The organism is Streptomyces sp. NPDC091209 (assembly GCF_044757755.1).
Lineage (GTDB): Bacteria > Actinomycetota > Actinomycetes > Streptomycetales > Streptomycetaceae > Streptomyces.
The window spans coordinates 768,795-788,512 of sequence record NZ_JBIVVR010000001.1; the positions used below are offsets into that span (position 1 = coordinate 768,795).

Annotated in this window: 20 protein-coding genes; 8 read left to right on the forward strand and 12 right to left on the reverse strand. The window is 69.9% G+C overall.

What is annotated here, in order from left to right:
• Positions 1-61: 61 nt before the first annotated feature.
• The 6 genes from ACIQRL_RS03430 to ACIQRL_RS03455 all read right to left on the reverse strand — a co-directional run bounded on the left by ACIQRL_RS03430 (position 62) and on the right by ACIQRL_RS03455 (position 4,675).
• A complete protein-coding gene (locus ACIQRL_RS03430) occupies positions 62-799 on the reverse strand; it encodes a Tellurium resistance (protein ID WP_401326389.1) in 738 nt (245 codons plus the stop codon).
• Between the two features lie 96 nt (positions 800-895).
• Entirely contained in the window at positions 896-2,044 is a 1,149-nt protein-coding gene (locus ACIQRL_RS03435; RefSeq protein WP_401326392.1) for a DUF475 domain-containing protein, read from the reverse strand.
• Between the two features lie 135 nt (positions 2,045-2,179).
• Positions 2,180-2,755 (reverse strand): TerD family protein, encoded by a 576-nt coding sequence (locus ACIQRL_RS03440; protein WP_401326394.1) that lies wholly within the window; start codon positions 2,753-2,755, stop codon positions 2,180-2,182.
• A gap of 103 nt (positions 2,756-2,858) precedes the next feature.
• A complete protein-coding gene (locus tag ACIQRL_RS03445; protein WP_401326397.1) occupies positions 2,859-3,434 on the reverse strand; it encodes a TerD family protein in 576 nt (191 codons plus the stop codon).
• A 113-nt stretch (positions 3,435-3,547) separates the two neighbouring features.
• Positions 3,548-4,006, reverse strand: coding sequence for a peroxiredoxin (locus ACIQRL_RS03450; protein ID WP_328555762.1), 459 nt, complete (start codon positions 4,004-4,006; stop codon positions 3,548-3,550).
• A gap of 240 nt (positions 4,007-4,246) precedes the next feature.
• Entirely contained in the window at positions 4,247-4,675 is a 429-nt protein-coding gene (locus ACIQRL_RS03455; protein WP_037623441.1) for a DUF3052 domain-containing protein, read from the reverse strand.
• Between the two features lie 466 nt (positions 4,676-5,141).
• Between ACIQRL_RS03455 and aceE the strand changes: the two genes are divergently transcribed.
• Both aceE and ACIQRL_RS03465 read left to right on the forward strand, forming a co-directional pair.
• Positions 5,142-7,889, forward strand: coding sequence for a pyruvate dehydrogenase (acetyl-transferring), homodimeric type (gene aceE / locus ACIQRL_RS03460; protein WP_401326400.1), 2,748 nt, complete (start codon positions 5,142-5,144; stop codon positions 7,887-7,889).
• A gap of 98 nt (positions 7,890-7,987) precedes the next feature.
• Complete coding sequence (locus ACIQRL_RS03465) at positions 7,988-8,767, forward strand: potassium channel family protein (protein ID WP_401326401.1); 780 nt, start codon at positions 7,988-7,990, stop codon at positions 8,765-8,767.
• 114 nt (positions 8,768-8,881) lie between these two features.
• Here the strand turns inward: ACIQRL_RS03465 and ACIQRL_RS03470 are convergent, their stop codons facing one another.
• Both ACIQRL_RS03470 and ACIQRL_RS03475 read right to left on the reverse strand, forming a co-directional pair.
• On the reverse strand, positions 8,882-9,181 hold the full coding sequence (locus tag ACIQRL_RS03470) for a small hydrophobic protein (protein WP_401326403.1): 300 nt from the start codon (positions 9,179-9,181) through the stop codon (positions 8,882-8,884).
• Between the two features lie 99 nt (positions 9,182-9,280).
• A complete protein-coding gene (locus tag ACIQRL_RS03475) occupies positions 9,281-10,903 on the reverse strand; it encodes an MFS transporter (protein WP_401326406.1) in 1,623 nt (540 codons plus the stop codon).
• A 121-nt stretch (positions 10,904-11,024) separates the two neighbouring features.
• Here ACIQRL_RS03475 and ACIQRL_RS03480 point away from each other — a divergent pair, with 121 nt between their 5' ends.
• The 3 genes from ACIQRL_RS03480 to ACIQRL_RS03490 all read left to right on the forward strand — a co-directional run bounded on the left by ACIQRL_RS03480 (position 11,025) and on the right by ACIQRL_RS03490 (position 14,220).
• Positions 11,025-11,714: a TetR/AcrR family transcriptional regulator gene (locus ACIQRL_RS03480; RefSeq protein WP_401326409.1), complete on the forward strand. Its 690-nt coding sequence runs from the start codon at positions 11,025-11,027 to the stop codon at positions 11,712-11,714.
• A 367-nt stretch (positions 11,715-12,081) separates the two neighbouring features.
• Positions 12,082-13,290 carry an alpha/beta hydrolase gene (locus ACIQRL_RS03485; protein ID WP_401326412.1) on the forward strand — a complete coding sequence of 403 codons (1,209 nt, stop codon included), beginning with the start codon at positions 12,082-12,084 and terminating at the stop codon, positions 13,288-13,290.
• A 66-nt stretch (positions 13,291-13,356) separates the two neighbouring features.
• Complete coding sequence (locus ACIQRL_RS03490; protein ID WP_401328059.1) at positions 13,357-14,220, forward strand: DUF4429 domain-containing protein; 864 nt, start codon at positions 13,357-13,359, stop codon at positions 14,218-14,220.
• A gap of 100 nt (positions 14,221-14,320) precedes the next feature.
• On the opposite strand, the gene ACIQRL_RS03495 is transcribed toward ACIQRL_RS03490, so the two are convergent.
• The gene (locus tag ACIQRL_RS03495; protein ID WP_401326415.1) at positions 14,321-15,337 is read right to left on the reverse strand and encodes an aldo/keto reductase; all 1,017 of its coding nucleotides are present in this window, start codon (positions 15,335-15,337) and stop codon (positions 14,321-14,323) included.
• Positions 15,334-15,816 (reverse strand): MerR family transcriptional regulator, encoded by a 483-nt coding sequence (locus ACIQRL_RS03500; RefSeq protein WP_401326418.1) that lies wholly within the window; start codon positions 15,814-15,816, stop codon positions 15,334-15,336. The genes ACIQRL_RS03495 and ACIQRL_RS03500 overlap by 4 nt, the downstream gene beginning before the upstream one ends.
• Positions 15,817-15,912: 96 nt before the next feature.
• Between ACIQRL_RS03500 and ACIQRL_RS03505 the strand changes: the two genes are divergently transcribed.
• Together ACIQRL_RS03505 and ACIQRL_RS03510 are read left to right on the forward strand one after the other, a co-directional pair.
• Positions 15,913-16,383: a GNAT family N-acetyltransferase gene (locus tag ACIQRL_RS03505; protein ID WP_401326421.1), complete on the forward strand. Its 471-nt coding sequence runs from the start codon at positions 15,913-15,915 to the stop codon at positions 16,381-16,383.
• 19 nt (positions 16,384-16,402) lie between these two features.
• Positions 16,403-17,224, forward strand: coding sequence for a serine hydrolase domain-containing protein (locus tag ACIQRL_RS03510; RefSeq protein ID WP_401326424.1), 822 nt, complete (start codon positions 16,403-16,405; stop codon positions 17,222-17,224).
• A 42-nt stretch (positions 17,225-17,266) separates the two neighbouring features.
• Here the strand turns inward: ACIQRL_RS03510 and ACIQRL_RS03515 are convergent, their stop codons facing one another.
• Complete coding sequence (locus ACIQRL_RS03515) at positions 17,267-18,088, reverse strand: NAD(P)H-binding protein (protein WP_401326426.1); 822 nt, start codon at positions 18,086-18,088, stop codon at positions 17,267-17,269.
• 95 nt (positions 18,089-18,183) lie between these two features.
• On the opposite strand from ACIQRL_RS03515, the gene ACIQRL_RS03520 reads away from it, so the two are divergent.
• Positions 18,184-18,777 (forward strand): TetR/AcrR family transcriptional regulator, encoded by a 594-nt coding sequence (locus tag ACIQRL_RS03520; protein ID WP_401326429.1) that lies wholly within the window; start codon positions 18,184-18,186, stop codon positions 18,775-18,777.
• Positions 18,778-18,929: 152 nt separating this feature from the next.
• Here the strand turns inward: ACIQRL_RS03520 and ACIQRL_RS03525 are convergent, their stop codons facing one another.
• Positions 18,930-19,586 carry a pirin family protein gene (locus tag ACIQRL_RS03525; RefSeq protein ID WP_401328062.1) on the reverse strand — a complete coding sequence of 219 codons (657 nt, stop codon included), beginning with the start codon at positions 19,584-19,586 and terminating at the stop codon, positions 18,930-18,932.
• Between the last annotated feature and the right edge of the window lie 132 nt (positions 19,587-19,718).

A 19,718-nucleotide genomic window follows, 5' to 3' on the forward strand; every position in this document is an offset into this window, starting at 1 on the left:
CGAGCGCCGGGCGGCCACCTGGTGGTTCGGTCGTCGGGCGGCCGTCGGGCCCGGCCGGCCGTTAACGGTCGACCTTCGACTTGTACCCGCGGCCCCACTGGAGACCCCAGCCGTAGAGGCGGTCGAGTTCGGCCTGGAAGCCGTACACGAATCGCACCTCGCGGCGTACGGTCACGACGCCCTTGTTGAACTCGATCATGACGACGGCGCAGGAGCGGGCCTGCGGATGGCGTTCCTCGAGGCCGATCTCGATGCGCGGGCCGTTGCTCGGATAGAGCGTGATGACGGCGTGCGTACGGTCGAAGGCCGGGGTCTGGTCGTAGATGTAGACGAAGACCAGCAGCCGCTTGATGTCGTCGCGGTGGTCGAGGTTGACGAAGGCCGTCTCGCCGGTGCCCGAGCCGAAGCGGTCGTCGCCGCTGAGCTTGACGTACGGCGGTGCGTTGAGTTCGCCGAAGAAGCTGCCGAGCGGCTGGACGACGCCCTTGGAGCCGTCCGTCAGCTCGTACATGACGCCGAGGTCGAGGTCGACGTTGACCATGCTCTGGGTGTGCGCCTGGACCACTTCCGGCTTGAAGGTGCGGAAGGGGTGGCGCAGCAGGCTGCCGCGCTGCGGCCCGCCTATGTCGGAGGTGCGCATCCGCCAGGACAGGTTGATGCGGAGGTTGCCGGTGGCCGCGCCCTGCTTGGTGAGCGAGACCGTGTGGTTGCGCTTGGTCATTTCGATGGAGTTGGACGCCGCGCTGCCGGAGTCGAAGTCCGCCGAGCGCCCGCGCCACAGGTCCTGCCAGATGCCCATTCCGCCCCCCACGTTTCTCGGTATGCGGCGGGGCGGCCGCGGAGGACTCGTCCTCGTCGACCGCCCCGCTCAGAGCGTTCCTCAGCCGGAGGGGTGTCACACCCCGGACGAGACCTCAGCCTTCTCGTCCGAGGTCGGGCCTTTTCCCTCGGCCTCGGCGAGTGCCTTGTTCCGGCGCACCGAGGACCAGAAGGACCAGGCGATCAGGACGACGCCGACGAGTCCGGTGATGACCTCGTTGATCTCGTACTGGATGGTCACGAGGAGGATCATGGCCAGGGCGCCGATCGCGTAGTGCGCGCCGTGCTCCAGGTAGACGTAGTCGTCGAGGGTGCCCTGGCGGACCAGGTAGACCGTGAGCGACCGGACGTACATGGCGCCGATGCCGAGGCCGAGCGCCATCAGCACGATGTCGTTGGTGATGGCGAAGGCGCCGATGACTCCGTCGAAGGAGAAGGAGGCGTCCAGCACCTCCAGGTAGAGGAACATGAAGAACGCGGCCTGGCCGGCGAGGACGATGGCCGGCTTCTTCTTGCCGCTCCGCTCGGCCTCCTCCTCCGCCTCGTGTTCGCGCTCCTCGTCCGCTTCGAGCCTGTCCTCGAAGTAGCCGGAGAGTCCGCCGACGATCATGTACGTGATGAGGCCCGCGATGCCGGAGACCAGCACCGTCTGCGCCTTGTCGACATGTCCGCCGCCGTGCTGGTGGGCGTGGACGGCGAAGGTCATGGAGCTGATCAGCAGGACGATCAGGGCGATGCAGACCGACAGCATGTCGACCTTGCCGAGCTTGGCCAGCGGGCGCTCGATCCAGCGCAGCCACTGGATGTCCCGGTCCTCGAAGATGAAGTCGAGGAAGATCATCAGCAGGAACATGCCGCCGAAGGCCGCGATCGACGGGTGCGCGTCGGTCACGAGCTGCTGGTACTTGTCCTTGTCGTTCAGCGCGAGATCGACCGCGTCGATCGGGCCGATCTTGGCGCTGATGGCGACGATCACGACGGGGAAGACCAGGCGCATGCCGAAGACGGCGATCAGCACACCGACGGTGAGGAAGATCTTCTGCCAGAAGGCATTCATCTTCTTCAGGATTCCGGCGTTGACCACCGCGTTGTCGAAGGACAGCGAGATCTCCAGGACGGCCAGGATCGCCACGATGCCGAGGGCGGTCCACCCCCCGTAGACGGCCGCTGCGACCAGGCCGATCGCGGTAATCGCGAACGACCAGCCGAAGGTTTTCAGAAGCACTGGCTACCCAATCATCGTGTGGTGGGGGCACCCCCAAGCGTGAGCTTGGGGGAGGGTCGCCCCCGCGCCGTACTCGGCTTTACCTACTGTTGACCACGAAGTCTAAGGGTCCGCCTTCGGCTGACGCAGGTGGGCCTAAGAAACGTTGACGCCGAAGTCGAGCGCGATGCCCCGCAGTCCGGACGCGTACCCCTGGCCGACCGCGCGGAACTTCCACTCGCTGTTGTAGCGGTAGACCTCACCGAAGATCATCGCCGTTTCGGTGGAGGCGTCCTCGGAGAGGTCGTAGCGGGCGAGTTCCTGACCGTCGGCCTGGTTGACGACACGGATGAAGGCGTTGCTGACCTGGCCGAAGGTCTGGCCGCGATTGTCCGCGTCGTGGATGGAGACCGGGAAGACGATCTTGTCGACGTTGGCCGGGACCTTGGCGAGGTCGATCAGGATCGACTCGTCGTCGCCCTCGCCCTCACCCGTGAGGTTGTCGCCGGTGTGCTCGACCGAGCCGTCCGGGCTCGTGAGCTGGTTGTAGAAGATGAACCACTCGTCCCCGAGCACCCGGCCACCGCTGCACAGCAGGGCGCTGGCGTCGAGGTCGAAGTCGGCTCCGGTGGTGGAGCGCGCGTCCCAGCCGAGCCCGATCAACACCTGCGTGAGGTTCGGTGCGGCCTTCGAGAGGGAGACATTGCCCCCCTTGGCGAGCGTGACGCCCATGATGCTGGTCCTCCCCGAGGTTCGATCTTCACTTGGTACGGCGGGTCCGGCGCCGCACCGAGGCGGTGCGGCACCGGACCCTGAGGCCCGAGGGCCCGGTGGCTCAGACGTTGACGCCGAAGTCCTGCGCGATGCCGCGCAGGCCCGAGGCGTAGCCCTGGCCGATGGCGCGGAACTTCCACTCGGCGCCGTTGCGGTAGAGCTCGCCGAAGACCATCGCGGTCTCCGTCGAGGCGTCCTCGGAGAGGTCGTAGCGCGCGATCTCCGCCTCGCCGGCCTGGTTCACCACGCGGATGTACGCGTTGCGGACCTGGCCGAAGGACTGCTGGCGGTTCTCGGCCTCGTAGATGGAGACCGGGAACACGATCTTCGTGATGTCGGCGGGAACGGCGGCGAGGTTGACCTTGATCTGCTCGTCGTCGCCCTCGCCCTCACCGGTGATGTTGTCGCCGGTGTGCTCCACCGAGCCGTCCGGGCTCTTCAGGTTGTTGAAGAACACGAAGTTCTGGTCGGTGCTGACCTTGCCGTCCGCGTTCGTGAGGATGGCGCTGGCGTCGAGGTCGAAGTCCACGCCGGTGGTGGTCCGGGCGTCCCATCCCAGACCGACGATGACCGCGGTCAGTCCCGGGGCCTCCTTCGACAGCGATACGTTGCCGCCCTTGCTGAGGCTGACTCCCACGAGTCCTCCCAATGGTGTTCAGGGGCGGGGAGCCCCGTAGGTGCGTTGGTATCGGATCAACGGTTCGATCCTAGTGACGGGTTCCCGTGCCCCGCAGGGCTGGAACCGAAGAATCACAGGGTGTCGAGCGCCTTGACGTACTCGTTCAGGTCACGCGCGTCCGGCAGCGCGTTGACGACGGTCCAGCGGACGACGCCCTCCTTGTCGATGATGAACGTGCCGCGCACGGCGCAGCCCTTGTCCTCGTCGAAGACGCCGTACGCGCGCGAAATGTTGCCGTGCGGCCAGAAGTCGGAGAGCAGCGGGTACTCCAGGCCCTCCTGCTCGGCGAAGACGCGCAGGGTGTGGATGGAGTCGTTGGAGACCGCGAGGAGCTGGGTGTCGCGGTCGGCGAACTGCGGCAGGTTGTCGCGCAGGGAGCACAGCTCGCCGGTGCACACGCCGGTGAAAGCGAAGGGGTAGAAGAGCAGCACCACGTTCTTCTCGCCACGGAAGTCGGACAGTCTCACGGTGGCGCCGTGGTTGTCCTTCAGCTCGAAGTCCGGGGCCTTGGTGCCGACCTCGATGGCCATAGTCACTCGCTTCCCTTCCAAAGGTCTGTTCGGGTGACGACCAGCGTACGCAGTGATCGACTCCCGGCCGCGGCGCGACCCCCGCAGGGGCGCCCGGGTGGCTGCGCGGAATCCCCGCCGGGCCGGTCCACGGGTGGGCGTGGGGCTCCCGCCCGGCCGGTTCGGGGTATGCGTGAGGCCCCCGCCGAGGTGGCTCGGCGGGGGCCTCACGGATGCTCTGCTTGCAGACGGGCCTGCAGCTCAGCGCTTCGACTTGGGGGTGGCCAGGCGGGTGCCCGACCATTCCTTGCCGACGGAGATGCTCTTCGTCTGGGAGAGGCCGGCTGTCTGTGCGGCATCACTGATGTCGCTGGGCTCGACGTAACCGTCCCTGCCGGTCTTCGGGGTCAGCAGCCAGATGTTGCCGCCGTCCTCGAGGAAACCGATGACGTCCACCAGTGCGTCCGTGAGATCGCCGTCCTCGTCCCGGAACCACAACAGCACCACGTCAGCGACGTCGTCGTAGTCCTCGTCGACCAGATCCTGGCCGATCAGCGATTCGATGCCTTCACGGAGCTCGTGGTCAACGTCGTCGTCGAAGCCGATCTCCTGGACCACCTGTCCGGGCTCGAACCCCAGCCTGGCGGCCGGGTTGGTCCGCTCCTCCGCGTGGTCCGCGGTCGCGCTCACGGCTTGCCTCCTGATCATGTTTCGGAATTGGGTTCTCCCCCTGCTCGTCCAGAGTCGGGGGAGTCTCAGCCACGCGCGTGCGCGAAGCGTTGGCCGTAGTCCACACGGGCGGAGCGGATCGCGCAAGTACCCGGCCGTCGAGACCGCCGAAACGGTGACGATCCTGGCAGTGTCGACGCAACTCCCGGCGGGCCATCATGACGCCACGTGACGGGCACCACACTCTTCTGCCCCATTTGTTCCCTTCGGAACCCTTGGAGCGTACGAGAGCCGAACGGCTTTGCGGAACGCGTCACGCCCTGAGCGTATCGTTACGTTTTGGTCGGGCCCGTCCCAACGGTCTGCACGAACGTCTCGGTTACCCCCTGGTAGAGATGACGAACGCGTACGCGGGGTACACGATGGGGATCGGTGCAGATGCAGGGAAAACCCACCGTAGACAGCCCTCTGACAGCGAAGGAACAGCGTGGCTTCCGGATCCGATCGCAACCCGATCATCATTGGCGGCCTTCCCAGCCAGGTCCCGGACTTCGACCCTGAGGAGACTCAGGAGTGGCTCGACTCCCTCGACGCCGCCGTCGACCAGCGCGGCCGCGAGCGGGCCCGCTATCTGATGCTGCGGCTGATCGAGCGGGCCCGTGAGAAGCGCGTGGCCGTGCCCGAGATGCGCAGCACGGACTACGTCAACACGATCGCCACCAAGGACGAGCCGTTCTTCCCGGGCAACGAGGAGATCGAGCGCAAGGTCCTCAACGCGACCCGCTGGAACGCCGCCGTGATGGTCTCCAGGGCGCAGCGCCCCGGCATCGGCGTGGGCGGCCACATCGCGACCTTCGCCTCCTCGGCCTCTCTGTACGACGTCGGCTTCAACCACTTCTTCCGCGGCAAGGACGAGGGCGACGGCGGCGACCAGATCTTCTTCCAGGGCCACGCCTCGCCGGGCATCTACGCCCGCGCGTTCCTCCTCGACCGGCTCTCCGAGCAGCAGCTCGACGCGTTCCGCCAGGAGAAGTCGAAGGCGCCCTACGGACTGTCCTCGTACCCGCACCCTCGGCTGATGCCGGACTTCTGGGAGTTCCCGACCGTGTCGATGGGTCTCGGCCCGCTCGGCGCGATCTTCCAGGCGCGGATGAACCGCTACATGGAGGCGCGCGACATCGCGGACACCTCCAAGTCCCACGTATGGGCGTTCCTCGGTGACGGCGAGATGGACGAGCCGGAGTCGCTCGGCCAGTTGTCGATCGCCGCCCGCGAGGGCCTGGACAACCTGACCTTCGTCGTGAACTGCAACCTCCAGCGCCTCGACGGCCCGGTGCGCGGCAACGGCAAGATCATCCAGGAGCTGGAGTCGCAGTTCCGGGGCGCCGGCTGGAACGTCATCAAGCTGGTCTGGGACCGCACCTGGGACCCGCTGCTCGCGCAGGACCGCGACGGGGTGCTGGTCAACCGGCTGAACACCACGCCGGACGGCCAGTTCCAGACGTACGCCACGGAGACGGGCGCCTATATCCGCCAGCACTTCTTCGGCGACGACCACCGGCTGCGCGCGATGGTCGACGGGATGACCGACGACCAGATCCTGCACCTCGGGCGCGGCGGTCACGACCACAAGAAGATCTTCGCGGCGTTCTCGGCGGCCAAGGAGCACAAGGGCCAGCCGACGGTGATCCTGGCGCAGACGGTCAAGGGCTGGACGCTGGGCCCGAACTTCGAGGGCCGCAACGCCACGCACCAGATGAAGAAGCTGACGGTCGCCGACCTCAAGGGCTTCCGCGACCGGCTGCACCTGCCGATCACCGACCGGGAGCTGGAGGACGGCGCGCCGCCGTACTACCACCCGGGCCGGAACTCGGAGGAGATCCAGTACATGCACGACCGCCGCAAGGGGCTCGGCGGGTACGTCCCGACGCGCGTCGTGCGGTCGAAGCCGCTGGTCCTGCCCGAGGACAAGACGTACGCGAGCGTGAAGAAGGGCTCGGGTCAGCAGTCCATCGCCACGACCATGGCCTTTGTGCGGCTGCTCAAGGACCTCATGCGGGACAAGGAGATCGGCAAGCGGTTCGTGCTGATCGCGCCCGACGAGTACCGCACGTTCGGCATGGACTCGTTCTTCCCGAGTGCGAAGATCTACAACCCGCTCGGCCAGCAGTACGAGTCGGTGGACCGTGAACTGCTGCTCGCCTACAAGGAGTCGCCGACCGGCCAGATGCTGCACGACGGCATCTCGGAGGCGGGCTGCACGGCCTCGCTGATCGCCGCGGGCTCGGCGTACGCCACCCACGGCGAGCCGCTCATCCCGGTCTACGTCTTCTACTCGATGTTCGGTTTCCAGCGAACGGGTGACCAGTTCTGGCAGATGGCCGACCAGTTGGCGCGCGGTTTCGTGCTGGGAGCGACCGCCGGACGGACGACGCTGACCGGTGAGGGCCTCCAGCACGCGGACGGCCACTCGCAGCTGCTCGCCTCGACGAACCCGGGCTGTGTCGCCTACGACCCGGCGTACGGCTTCGAGATCGCGCACATCGTCCAGGACGGTCTGCGCCGGATGTACGGCTCGTCCGAGGAGCACCCGCACGGCGAGGACGTCTTCTACTACCTCACCGTCTACAACGAGCCGCTCCAGCACCCGGCCGAGCCGGAGAACGTGGACGCCGAGGGCATCCTGAAGGGCCTCTACCGCTTCAGCGAGGGCACCTCGGGCACCATCCCCGCGCAGATCATGGCCTCCGGTGTCGCCGTGCCGTGGGCGCTGGAAGCTCAGCGGATCCTCGCCGAGGACTGGAACGTCAGGGCCGACGTCTGGTCGGCGACGTCCTGGAACGAGCTACGGCGCGAGGCCGTCGACGTGGAGCGGCACAATCTGCTGCACCCCGAGGAGGAGCAGCGCGTCCCCTATGTGACGCGGAAGCTGTCGGCCGCCCAGGGTCCGTTCGTGGCCGTCTCCGACTGGATGCGCTCGGTTCCCGACCAGATCGCCCGGTGGGTGCCCGGCACCTACCAGTCCCTCGGCGCGGACGGTTTCGGCTTCGCGGACACGCGCGGCGCGGCCCGGCGTTTCTTCCACATCGACGCGCAGTCGATCGTGGTCGCGGTGCTGACCGAGCTGGCCCGTGAGGGCAGGGTGGACCGGTCGGTGCTGAAGCAGGCGGTCGACCGCTATCAGCTCCTCGACGTGACGGCGGCCGACCCGGGCGCGGCGGGCGGCGACGCGTAGGACCTGTCCGGCCGGTCATGACGGACGAGGGGCGACGGGCCGTGGGCCCGCCGCCCCTCACGCTTTTTCTTTCTACTTTTCTTTCTACGATGCGGAACATGAAGGAAGAATCGGCGCAGGCCCGTTGGGAGCTGCACACCCAGCGGCCCCTGCTCGTCCTCGCGGTGGCGTTCGCCCTCGGGTACGGCGTGCCGATCGTCGACAACGACGCGGGCCCCTCGGTGACGTTCACCTGCACGCTGGTGGAGTGGGTGGTGTGGGGTGCCTTCGCCGTCGACTACCTCGTGCGGCTCGCGCTCGCCCGGCAGCGGCGGTCCTTCGTCCGCGACCACTGGCTGGACCTGTGCGCCGTGATCCTGCCGATCCTCCAGCCGCTGCGGCTGCTGCGGCTCGTCTCCACGCTGATGCTGGTGGGGAGGCGCGCGCGGATGGCCTCGCAGATCCGGCTGACGACGTATGTCGGGGGCGCGGTCATCGGCCTGCTGATGTTCGGCTCGCTCGCCGTGCTGTCGGTCGAGCGGGACTCGCCGAACGGGAACATCAAGACGCTGGGTGACGCGGTGTGGTGGTCGTTCACGACGATGACGACCGTGGGGTACGGCGACCACGCCCCGACGACGGGGATGGGCCGCGTTCTCGCGGTCGGGCTGATGCTCTCCGGGATCGCCCTCCTCGGTGTGGTCACCGCGAACATCGCCGCCTGGTTCATCTCCCGGTTCGAGAAGGACGACGTGGAGGAGCGGCGGCAGACCGCGGCGATCGAGGCGCTCACGGCGGAGGTGCGGGCACTGCGGGCGGAGGTCGCCGCCCTGACCGGAGGCGCGGGAATCCTGCCGCACCCCTTGGCTGCCGGTTCGGAGGAACACTCCCCCACCTAGGGCGCTCCCCCGCGGAGACCGGGGATGGCGGAACACCCCGTACACGCCTGTGGGCCCGCGCGCCGCACGGGGCGGCACGCGGGCCCACAGCAGGTGCCGGTCACCCGGCCGGCGTCAGAGCAGGCCGGGGCCTGTTCCGCCGGCCAGCCAGATGACCGCCAGGAGTGTGTCGATCGCTCCCAGTACCAGGGCTATCAGCGCCGGCACCGGCCCCGAGCCGGTCCAGCGGCGGCCCATCGCGAGCCATCCGCAGACCATCGCGGCCGGTCCGAGGACGATGCCCAGCGTGAAGAAGCCGGCCACCGCGCACACGGTGCCGACGATCCCCAAGGTCGCGCTGTCCGGCCCGGTCCGTGATCCTGTACGGCCACGTGAACGGGGGTACCTGCGCGTACCGTTTCCGAAGCCCGTCATCTCAACTCCTGAACTCCCGTGACCTGTCGGTCGGTTCGGGTCGACGAGTCGGGTACCCCCGTTCCACGCCGGCAGGCCTGCCGGTGCGCGGGCCGTGCGTCAGATGTGTCCGCCGCCCGCTCCCGCGGCCTCCGCGTTCTCGCCCCGCTTGGTGAGCAGCGCGACGAAGACGGCCACGACGGCGACACCGGCGGCGACGAGACAGGCGAGGCTCATGCCGGAGATGAAGGTCTCGTGGGCGACATCGGTGATCTGCGCCGCGATGGCGGCCGGAGTGTCCTTGGTGACCGGCGCGGCGCCGACCCGGACCGCCTCGGAGGCCTGGTCGAGCTGGGCCGGGGTGAGCGGCGGCAGCTTGGCGGCGGTCCAGTTGCCGCCGAGGTCACCGTCGACCTTGGAGGCCATCACGGCGCCCAGGACGGCCGTACCGAGGCTGCCGCCGATCTGCATGGCGGCCTGCTGGAGACCGCCGGCGACACCGGAGAGCTCCATCGGGGCGTTGCCGACGATGACCTCGGTGGCTCCGACCATGACCGGCGCGAGACCGAGGCCGAGGCCCGCGAACGAGAGCGACATGACCAGGCTGCTCGTGTCCGTCTCCAGCCGGGACATGCCGAACATGGAGATCGCGGTGAGCGCCATGCCGCCCGCGAGCGGGATGCGCGGGCCCACCTTGGTGATCAGCATGCCGGCCAGCGGCGAGCCCACGATCATCATTCCGGTCAGCGGCAGCAGGTGCAGACCGGCGTCGACCGGGCTCATCCCGTGCACGTTCTGCAGGTAGAAGGTGACGAAGAACAGTCCGCCGAGGAACGCGATGGCCATCAGGACCATCAGGACGACACCGGCCGAAAGCGGCACGGAACGGAACAGCGCGAGCGGGATCAGCGGCTCCTTGACGCGCTTCTCCCAGAAGGCGAAGAGCACGAAGCCGAGGAGCGAGGCGCCCAGGAAGGACCAGGTCAGGACGGCGCCCCAGCCCCAGGTCGGGGCCTTGATGAGCGCCCAGACCAGGCAGAACATGGCGCCGGAGAGCAGCGCGATGCCGAGGATGTCGAAGGAACGCGGGGCGTTCTCGGCGCGGTGGTCGGTGAGGATCAGCACGCCGAGGACCAGCGCGATGACGCCGACGGGCACGTTGATGAAGAACACCGACTGCCAGCTCACGTGCTGGACGAGCAGACCGCCGAGGATCGGGCCGCCCGCGGTGGAGGCGCCGATGACCATGCCCCAGATACCGATCGCCATGTTCAGCTTCTCGGCCGGGAAGGTGGCGCGGAGCAGGCCGAGCGCGGCCGGCATCAGCAGCGCGCCGAACAGGCCCTGGAAGACGCGGAAGGTGACCACGAGGGCGATGCTGTCGGACAGCCCGATGGCGCCCGACGCGGCGGCGAAGCCGACGACGCCGATCAGGAAGGTCTGCCGGTGGCCGAACCGGTCACCGAGCTTGCCCGCGGTGATCAGGGTGACCGCGAGGGCGAGGAAGTAGCCGTTGGTGATCCACTGGACGTCGGCGAAGCTGGCGCCGAGGTCCTTCTGGATGGCGGGGTTGGCGATGGCCACGATGGTGCCGTCCAGGGCCACCATCATGACCCCGACGGCCACGGTGATGAGGGTGAACCACGGATGGCCGCGCAGGCCCGTGGACGGAGCCTGGTCCGACGGGGAGACCGGAGTCTTGTCCCCCGGGCCCGTCTTGTCGATGGTGGTCTGACTAGTCATTTTTCGAGGCTAGTGACAGCCGCTGACAAATGACAAACCGATTCACAAGTCGGTAACTGTCACGTCGCTCACAGATAGGCTGAACAGGGCGAACAGTTCGGACAGGAGAGATCGCGACACCATGACGGACACGGTCGGCACGGCGGAGACGGTCGGCGCGGCGGAGCCGGCGGCACCACGCCCCGGGCTGCGGGAGCGCAAGAAACAGCGCACCCGGGACGCGCTGCTGCGGGCCGCCCTCGAACTGTTCACCACTCAGGGTTACGAGCGGACCACCGTCGACGAGATCGCCGATGCCGTCGAGGTCTCCCAGCGCACCTTCTTCCGCTACTTCGCGGGAAAGGAGGACGCCGCCCTCTTCCTGCAGCGGCTCGCCGAGTCGCATTTCATCGCCGCGGTACGGGAACGACCGCTCCACGAGGCCCCGTTGGAGGCGCTGCGCCGGGCGGTCCTGGAGAGCTGGGACACCATCGGCGAGGCGATCGAGGCCGTCGTGCCGATCGAACTGCACATGCGCACCTACCAGTTGATCGAGTCGACCCCCGCGCTGCTCGCCGTCCATCTGCGCCGCTCGGAGGAGATCGAGGAGGAGATCGCGGGGCTGATCGCCGAGCGCGAGGGCCTCGACGTGGACACGGACCCCCGGCCGCGCATCGCCGTCGCGGTGTTCGGCGGGGTGATGCGGGTGACGGGCCGGCTGTGGGGCGCGGGCGAGGACACCAGCGTCGAGGCGATCCGCGAGCTGACGGCGACCTATCTCGACCAGGTGGGACCCGCGTTGGCGGAGAAGTGGGGCACGGCGCCGCGGTGACGGCCGGGTGACGCTTCGTGACGTCACCCCGAGGTGCCTCATCGGGTCAGCCGGCGAGGTCCGTGGACCGAGAACCCGGCGCGCGCCCGCGCACAGAACCTCGTACATGTCCGTATACGGAACCTCGCACCCGTTCGCGCTCGTTGTACCGATGGCGACGGCGCGCGATCCCCCGCGGTGGCCCCGCGAATTCACAACACGCCCACGCGGAGCGCCACATATCGCACACGCGTCGCAGAGATACACGCACAGAGTGTGACTCTTTATCTCAAACTGAACCCGGTTTGCCCCAATCACCCCATCAGAAACGTGATCCCAGTCACTCGTTTAACGGGAGGCTGCTCACTTCTCCTAGGGTGTCCTCTCAGTGACTTCCTTCGACACACCCCCCCAACTCAACGCCTGGCGCGCACTGCTCGCGCTGGCCGTGGTGTTCGTGATGCTGGCCACCAGTGGCTGGACCGCGCTCCACAGCCACCGCGAGCCGTCCCCCCTCCAGGCGTCCCGCTCCGCGTGGGAGCACGGCTCCATCGCCGGGCACAAGCTGCCCGACCCGGACTCCGCTCCGGGCCGGCTTGCGCACTTCTTCACCACGCTCGACGCGCAGCAGCGTTCCCGGCTCGCCCACCGCTACCCGCTCGCGGTCGGCAACATGAACGGCGCGCCGGTGACCCTGCGCTACGCGGCGAACCGTCTCGCGCTGCAGCACGAGCGCACGGTCGAGCACAAGCGCACGCACGACAGCCGGCTGTCCTCGCTCGGCCAGCACGACGCGGGCCGCCGGATGCACCGGTACGAGGCGCTGCTGCAGAAGGACCGCAAGATCCTCGCCTTCGACCCCAACGGCTCGGGGCGCGTCGCCGAGGTCTTCGGCGACCTCGACACGGCCCGCCGCGTCTCGGTCGTGGTGCCCGGTGTCGACACCGACCTGCTCACCTTCCAGCGCACGTACAAGCAGTACTCGGCGCCGGTCGGCATGGCGGGTTCCCTGTACCGGGCGGAGCGCTCGGCGGACCCGGGCGCGCGTACGGCCGTGATCGCGTGGGCCGACTACACGGCGCCCAGCGGACTCGGCATCGACTCGGCCACCGCGATGCGGGCCGAGGAGGGCGCGGTGCGGCTGAACGCGCTGGTGCGGGCGCTGCCGGGGAACACGGAGGTGGCGCTGTACTGCCACAGCTACGGCTCGGTGCTGTGCGGGGTGGCGGCTTCCTCGCTGCCCTCCCGGGTCTCCGACATAGCGGTGGCGGGCAGCCCCGGCATGCGGGCGGCGAAGGCGGCGAACCTGCACACCACCGCCCGGGTCTGGGCGATGCGCGACGCGGACGACTGGATCCAGGACGTGCCGCACATGGAGGTCGGAGGCCTCGGGCACGGGGCCGACCCGGTGTCGAAGGGGTTCGGGGCACGTCTCCTGTCCGCCGACGGGGCGAAGGGGCACGCCGGCTACTTCGAGCCGGGTACGGAGAGTCTCCGCAACTTCGCGGAGATCGGGATCGGCGCGTACCGCGCTGTCCGATGCGCACACGATGATGACGTATGCCGGACGGGTTTGTCCGTCGGCGCGTCGGCCTGACGCGCGTAGAGGACGAAAAACTGCGGTCCGCCCAGAGAGGCGACGGAGGCTTGCGTGCCGCATACGATGGCCCGCATGGGTGACGTACTGGCCGGATTTCATGCCGCCTGGGAGTTCGAGTCCGACTCCGTGCTCATCCGCTTCGAACGGGGGATCCGTACGCCGAAGCTCTTCCAGGCGCTGGGCGAACGGCGTATCCCCCTGGAGGCGATCGCGGCGGTGACGCTGACGCCCGGGAAGCGAGGCACGGTCGTTCTGCGTGCGGTGCCGAGGCCCGGCGCCGATCCGCTGGTGGAGGCGGCCGCGGGACAGCTCAAGGAGGGGTGCGACCCCTATCGCCTGGTGCTGCCGGCCGAGCGCGCGACGCTCGCCGAGTACTACGCGGACGAGCTGCGCGAACAGCTCACCACGGACGACGAGCCCGCCGAGCGCTATCTCGTGAGACCGCCCGAGGGGCCGCTGCGCTTCAAGGCCTACGACGGGAAGGCGTCCTTCGACGGCAAGGCCGTGTCCTTCCGGTGGTTCTGGACGGGCGCGTCCTCGGCGAAGTGGAAGGCCGGCGACCAGACCTTCCCGGTCTCGGGACTGTGCGGGGTCGAGTGGCGCTCCCCCGAGGTGTTCGAGGGCCATCTGCGCCTGCTGCGGCGGGAGCCCGCGCCGGCGCAGCCCGCCCAGGCGGACCAGGACCCGGCGGCGGTCGTCTTCGGGCTCGGGTACGGGCCGGTCCACGAGTCGCTGCCGTTCGCGGCGGCCGTGCTCGCCGCCGCGCGCTCCGCGAGTCCCGCGCCGGTGGCGGCGGGCGCGGTACCGCGCCGCGATCCGGCCGACATCGCCGACCGGATCCGGCACCTCGGGGAGCTGCACGAGGCGGGGCTCGTCACGGACGAGGAGTTCTCCGTCAAGAAGGCGGAGCTGCTCGCCCAGCTGTGACGGCGGGTGCGGATGCCGGTGCCCGCAGCACCGACACCGGCACAGCATCCGCACCGGCACCGGCACCGGCACCGGCACCGGCACCGGCCCTAGGCTGCGCTCATTCCCGGCCCGCCGACGAGAACGACATGTCCGGGTAGCGGTCGCCCGCCACCTTCGCCGCGACCGGCTCCAGGAGAGCCAGCTCGTCCTCGGTCAGGACGATGCCGGTGGCCGCCGTGTTCTCCTCCACCCGCTCGCGCCGGGTGGTACCCGGGATCGGTACGACGGTCAGACCGTGCACCCGCGCCCGCTGCTGGACCCAGGCCAGCGCGATCTGCCCGAGCGAGACGCCACGGGCGTCGGCGACGGTACGGATCGGGGCGAGGAGCGCCACGTTCGCCGCCGCGTTCTCTCCGGTGAAGCGGGGCTGGGTGCGGCGGACGTCATCCTGCGAGAGGTCCTGGTCGGCGTTGCCGAAGGAGCCGGTGAGGAAGCCGCGGCCCAGTGGTGAGTACGGGACGAGCGCCACTCCCAGCTCTCGGGCGGCGGGCACCACGTTCGTCTCGATGTCGCGGCTGAACAGCGACCACTCCGACTGGACGGCCGCGATGGGATGCACGGCCTGGGCGGCGCGCAGCTCCCCCGCGGTGACCTCGCTCAGGCCCAGGTGCTTGACCTTGCCCTCGCGGACCAGGTCGGCCATGGCGCCGACGCTCTCCTCGATCGGGACGTTCACATCGCGTCGGTGCATGTAATAGAGGTCGATCACCTCGACGCCGAGGCGCTGGAGGCTGCCCTCGACGGCCTGGCGGATGTACGGCGGGTCGTTGCGGATGATCCGCTTGCGCGGGTTGTCCGGCGGGACCGTGACACCGTACTTCGTCGCGATGACGATCTCGTCCCGGTGCGCCTTGAGGAACGGCGCCAGGAACTTCTCGTTCTCGCCGCCGCCGTAGCCCTCGGCGGTGTCGTAGAGCGTGACGCCGAGTTCCAGCGCCCGATGCAGGGCGGCCAGGGAATTGTCGGCGTCCGGCGGTCCGTACGCCCAGGTCATGCCCATGCAGCCGAGGCCCTGCACACCGACCTCGGGCCCGTCGTCACCGAGCCGTACTGTCGCGATCCTGCTGTCGGTCATCGAGACCTCTCCGAGGCGAGGGCGCGGCCCGCGTCTCCATAGAAACTGATCTTCCGGTCGAGCACGGCGAGGGTGTCCTGGAGTTCCGCGATCCGGGCCTGGACGTCCCGGCGGGTCGCCTCCAGGAGTTCGTAGCGCTCCAGGTAGGTGTGGTCGCCCGCGCGCACCATCTCCGCGTAGCGGACCATGTCGGCGACCGGCATCCCGGTGAGCCGGAGCTTGCCGACGAGGCCCAGCCAGTCCAGGTCGCGGTTGCTGTAGCGGCGCTGGCCGGTGTGCGAGCGGTCGATGTGCGGCATCAGCCCGATGCGCTCGTACCAGCGCAGCGTGTGTGCGCTGAGGCCGGTGAAGGCGACGACCTCGCTGATCGTGTAGTTGTCCTGGCCGTCCGGGCGCCGCTCCCGCTCGGGAGGGCCGGCACAGAAGTCGGTCCCGGTGCCGGTCCCGATGGCCTCGGCTGTGGTCTCCATCACCGTCATGGACCCCACGCTAAAACCCTGGAGTGCACTCCAGGCAAGCCGAATCCGCCGAAATCGCGAGGACGTGGCCGGGATGCGGTGGTTACCGTGCGGATCATGAGTCTCGTACGCCGCGCCACGCCCGAGGACGCCCGGGAAGTGCTGCGCCTGCGCCAGGTGATGATCGACTCGGTGTTCGACGTCGGCTCCTCCACCGAGTGGCACGCCGCGTCGCTGCCCACCATACGCGGGAAGCTCGTCGCTGCCGAGGGATCCTTCGCCGCCTTCGTGGTCGACCGTCCGGACCGGCCGGGGGCTCTCGCGGCGCTCGCCGCCGGGACGGTCGAGTACCGGATCGGGCGGGCGGACAACCCGCACGGCACGGTCGGGTACGTCTTCAGCGTCGCCACCGACCCGGACGTCCGGCGCCGCGGATACGCCCGTGCCTGCATGGAGACGCTCCTCGACTGGTTCCGCGAGCGGGGTGTCGCCCATGTCGACCTCAACACGTCCGCCGAGGCAGAGCCGCTCTACGCGGCCCTCGGGTTCGTCCGCAAGCCTGCCCCCTCGATGCGGCTGAGCCTCTGAACGACTTAGGCTCGTGGGCATGTCTTTGCAGAGTCTGGCGCTGATCTCGAACTGGCCCGTTCCCACCGCCGCCGCCGCGGTCGTCCGCGCGGACGGCACGGTGGCCGGCTCGTACGGTCCGGGCGGCCACCGTTTCGCGCTGGCCTCCGTCACCAAGCCGCTCGCCGCGTACGCCGCGCTCGTCGCGTACGAGGAGGGGGCGATCGAGCTCGACGAACCGGCCGGGCCCAGCGGCTCGACGGTCCGTCATCTGCTCGCGCACACCTCCGGTCTGGCCTTCGACGAGCACCGGGCGACCTTCGAACCCGGGGCGCGGCGGCTGTATTCCAACGCCGGGTTCGAGGTGCTCGGGGACCACATCGCGAAGGCCGCGGACATGCCCTTCGCGGAGTATCTGCGTCAGGCGGTCCTCGAACCGCTCGGCATGACCTCGACGACACTGGACGGCTCGCCCGCGAAGGACGGTGTCTCCACGGTGGACGACCTCGTCCGCTTCGCCGCCGAGCTCCAGGCGCCGCGACTCCTTGACCCGCGTACGGTCGCGGAGGCGATGACCGTCCAGTTCCCCGGGACGAAGGGCGTCCTGCCGGGGTACGGCCACCAGAGCCCCAACGACTGGGGGCTCGGTTTCGAGATCCGCGACTCCAAGTCGCCCCACTGGACGGGGAGTTCGTCCTCGCCGCGGACCTTCGGACACTTCGGGCAGGCCGGTACGTTCCTGTGGGTCGACCCGGCCGTGGGCGCCGCCTGTGTCGCGCTCACCGACCGGACCTTCGGGCCCTGGGCGATCGAGGCGTGGACCCCGTTCACCGACGCGGTGCTGGCCGACCTCTCCTCCTGACGCGGGACCTCCCGACGCCGTCCGGCGGCGGACCCGGCGCGGTCAGCGGAAGGCCGCCGCGTTGCGCAGCGCCCAGGCCGCGAAGGTGCCCGGGGCGCGGCCGAGGACGCGTTCCACGTCCGGGCTGACCCGCCGCTCCTCCTCGACCGGCTCGCCCAGGATGGCGAGGGTGCCCTCGACCACGGGCAGCGGCATGAAGGCGGCCATCTCGGCGTGCGCCTCCGCGCGGGTCTGCTCCGTGAAGCGCACCGGCTCCCCCAGGGCGGCGCCGATCGCGGCGACCCGGTCGCGCGGGGTGGTCGGCGCGGGCCCCGTCAGGGTGTAGACGGCACCGGCGTGGACGTCCTCGCGCAGGGCCGCCGCCGCCACGGCCGCGACGTCGTCGGGGTCGACGTAGGGCAGGCCCGTGTCGCCGAACGGCGCGGCGGCCTCCCGCCGGGCACGGATCGACCCGGCCCACGCGAAGGCGTTGGTGTCCATCCCGCCCGACCGCAGGACCGTCCAGTCGAGGCCGGACTCCCGCACGGCCTTCTCGAAGCGGGCCGGATGCCCGTAGGCCTCCGGGCGCGTGCCGGCGCCCTGCGACGACAGGAGCACCACCCGGCGGATTCCGGCGGTCTTCGCCGCGTCCAGGACGCCCCCCGGATCCTCGCCCGCCACCAGCAGGAACAGCGCCTCGCCGCCCTCGAACGCGGGCCCGAGCCCGGCCGGTTCGGCCAGGTCGGCGGCGACGGCGCGGACGCCCTCGGGCACGTCGCCCCCGGTGATCTTCCGGGCCACCGCCGTCACCGGCAGTCCGGCCCCGCGGAGCGTCCGCACCAGCGCGCGTCCGACGTTCCCGGTCGCACCCGTCACCACGTACATGTCGATCTCCTCGGCCAGTGAGTTAGTTAGTCGACTGACTAACTTCGATGAGGCGACGCTAGCAAGGAGGGATGCCGCTGTCTATAGTCAGTCGGGTGACTGACTCAGAGATGTCCCGGGGACCGCGGGCCAAGGCGGCCGGCAAGCGGCGCCAGCTCACGGCGGCCGCGGCCCGGGTGCTGCACGAGCAGGGCGTGGAGCGCACGACGATCGCCGACATCGCCCGCGCCGCCGAGGTCCCGGCGGGCAACGTGTACTACTACTTCAAGACCAAGGACGAGCTGGTCGAGGCCGCCCTCGCCGAACACGCCGGCCATCTGCGGGAACTCACCGACGAGCTCGACGGGCTCCCCGAGCCGCGGAACCGCCTCAAGGGGCTCATCGCGGCCTGGGTCTCCGGCCGGGACACCGCGGCGCGCTACGGCTGCCCCACCGGCACCCTCGCCGCGGAGCTCGACAAGCGGGAGGAGGGCGGCCTCGACCTCCTGGCGGGACGGGTCGTCCGCCAGCTCCTGGACTGGGTCGAACAGCAGTACAGGGAGATGGGCGCCGCCGACCCGGCGGGCCGCGCACTGACGCTCGTCGGCGCCTACCAGGGCATGTCCCTGCTCTCCAACGCCCTGCGCGACCCGGAGATCATGACCCGCGAAGGGGATCGGCTGATCCGCGAACTCGACGCTCCGGCCTGAGGGCTGGACGCGCTGGTGCGCGGATGGACGCGCCGGGTGTCGGGGGGGTGGCGCGTCGGCGCCGGAGGCGACCGGTCGACGTAGGACTGGACGCGCCGGCGCTCGGGGGTGGCGCGTCGGAGGCGGTCCGGACGGCACGCCCGGCGTCCGCGTCAGACGGTCGTCATCTCCCACATCAGCAGCTCGGCGGGGACACCCGCGACCAGTTCCACGTCCTTCGCGTCCATGATGCGGGCCGCGTCGCCCTCCCCCAGTTCCTCGCCGTCCAGGCGGACTTCACCGCGTACGACATGGACGTAGACGAAGGGCGCGTCCGGGACGGCGGTGCGCTCGCCCGCCGTCAGCCGGCGCACATGGAGCATGGCGCCCGCCTCGGGGACGGCGTACGGGGTGGAGTCGGCGATGCCGCGGACGGTCTCGTACGCGGGGTCGCCGCCCGGTTCCAGCGGGGCCAGCCACATCTGGACGAAGACCAGCGGCAGCTCGCCGTCGTTGCGCTCGACATGGCGGACGCCGCCCGCCGAACTCAGCCGCTGGACGTCCCCGTGGCGCAGCACCGACTCGTGTCCGGCCGAGTCGCGATGGGTCAGCTCCCCCTCCACCACCCAGGTGACGATCTCGGTGTGGCTGTGCGGGTGCTCGTCGAAGCCGGCACCGGGTGCGAGCCGCTCCTCGTTGCAGGCGATCACCGCGCCGAAGCGGAGATTGTCGGGGTCGTAGTGCGGGCCGAAGGAAAAGGCGTGGAGCGAGGAGATCCCGCCCGCCGGGTCCCCTCCGCGGTAGCGCTCGTCGGCGCGGCGGACGTCCATCACTCCACCAAGGTAGGGCCTGTCGTGGGGGGGGGGGGGGCCCGGGGGGGGGGGGGGCCCCCCCCCCCCCCCCCCCCCGGGGGCCCCCCCCCCCGGCCCCCCCCCCCCCCCGGCCCCCCCCCCCCCCGCGTC

Excerpts from the sequence above, each read along its gene's own strand:
- ACIQRL_RS03525 (WP_401328062.1), bottom strand. The coding sequence starts at position 19,586 with ATGGACGTCCGCCGCGCCGACGAGCGCTACCGCGGAGGGGACCCGGCG.
- ACIQRL_RS03490 (WP_401328059.1), top strand. The coding sequence starts at position 13,357 with ATGGCCCGCATGGGTGACGTACTGGCCGGATTTCATGCCGCCTGGGAG.
- ACIQRL_RS03465 (WP_401326401.1), top strand. The coding sequence starts at position 7,988 with ATGAAGGAAGAATCGGCGCAGGCCCGTTGGGAGCTGCACACCCAGCGG.
- ACIQRL_RS03500 (WP_401326418.1), bottom strand. The coding sequence starts at position 15,816 with ATGACGGTGATGGAGACCACAGCCGAGGCCATCGGGACCGGCACCGGG.
- ACIQRL_RS03475 (WP_401326406.1), bottom strand. The coding sequence starts at position 10,903 with ATGACTAGTCAGACCACCATCGACAAGACGGGCCCGGGGGACAAGACT.
- ACIQRL_RS03470 (WP_401326403.1), bottom strand. The coding sequence starts at position 9,181 with ATGACGGGCTTCGGAAACGGTACGCGCAGGTACCCCCGTTCACGTGGC.
- ACIQRL_RS03510 (WP_401326424.1), top strand. The coding sequence starts at position 16,403 with ATGTCTTTGCAGAGTCTGGCGCTGATCTCGAACTGGCCCGTTCCCACC.
- ACIQRL_RS03495 (WP_401326415.1), bottom strand. The coding sequence starts at position 15,337 with ATGACCGACAGCAGGATCGCGACAGTACGGCTCGGTGACGACGGGCCC.
- ACIQRL_RS03480 (WP_401326409.1), top strand. The coding sequence starts at position 11,025 with ATGACGGACACGGTCGGCACGGCGGAGACGGTCGGCGCGGCGGAGCCG.
- ACIQRL_RS03450 (WP_328555762.1), bottom strand. The coding sequence starts at position 4,006 with ATGGCCATCGAGGTCGGCACCAAGGCCCCGGACTTCGAGCTGAAGGAC.
- ACIQRL_RS03440 (WP_401326394.1), bottom strand. The coding sequence starts at position 2,755 with ATGGGCGTCACGCTCGCCAAGGGGGGCAATGTCTCCCTCTCGAAGGCC.
- ACIQRL_RS03430 (WP_401326389.1), bottom strand. The coding sequence starts at position 799 with ATGGGCATCTGGCAGGACCTGTGGCGCGGGCGCTCGGCGGACTTCGAC.
- ACIQRL_RS03515 (WP_401326426.1), bottom strand. The coding sequence starts at position 18,088 with ATGTACGTGGTGACGGGTGCGACCGGGAACGTCGGACGCGCGCTGGTG.
- ACIQRL_RS03505 (WP_401326421.1), top strand. The coding sequence starts at position 15,913 with ATGAGTCTCGTACGCCGCGCCACGCCCGAGGACGCCCGGGAAGTGCTG.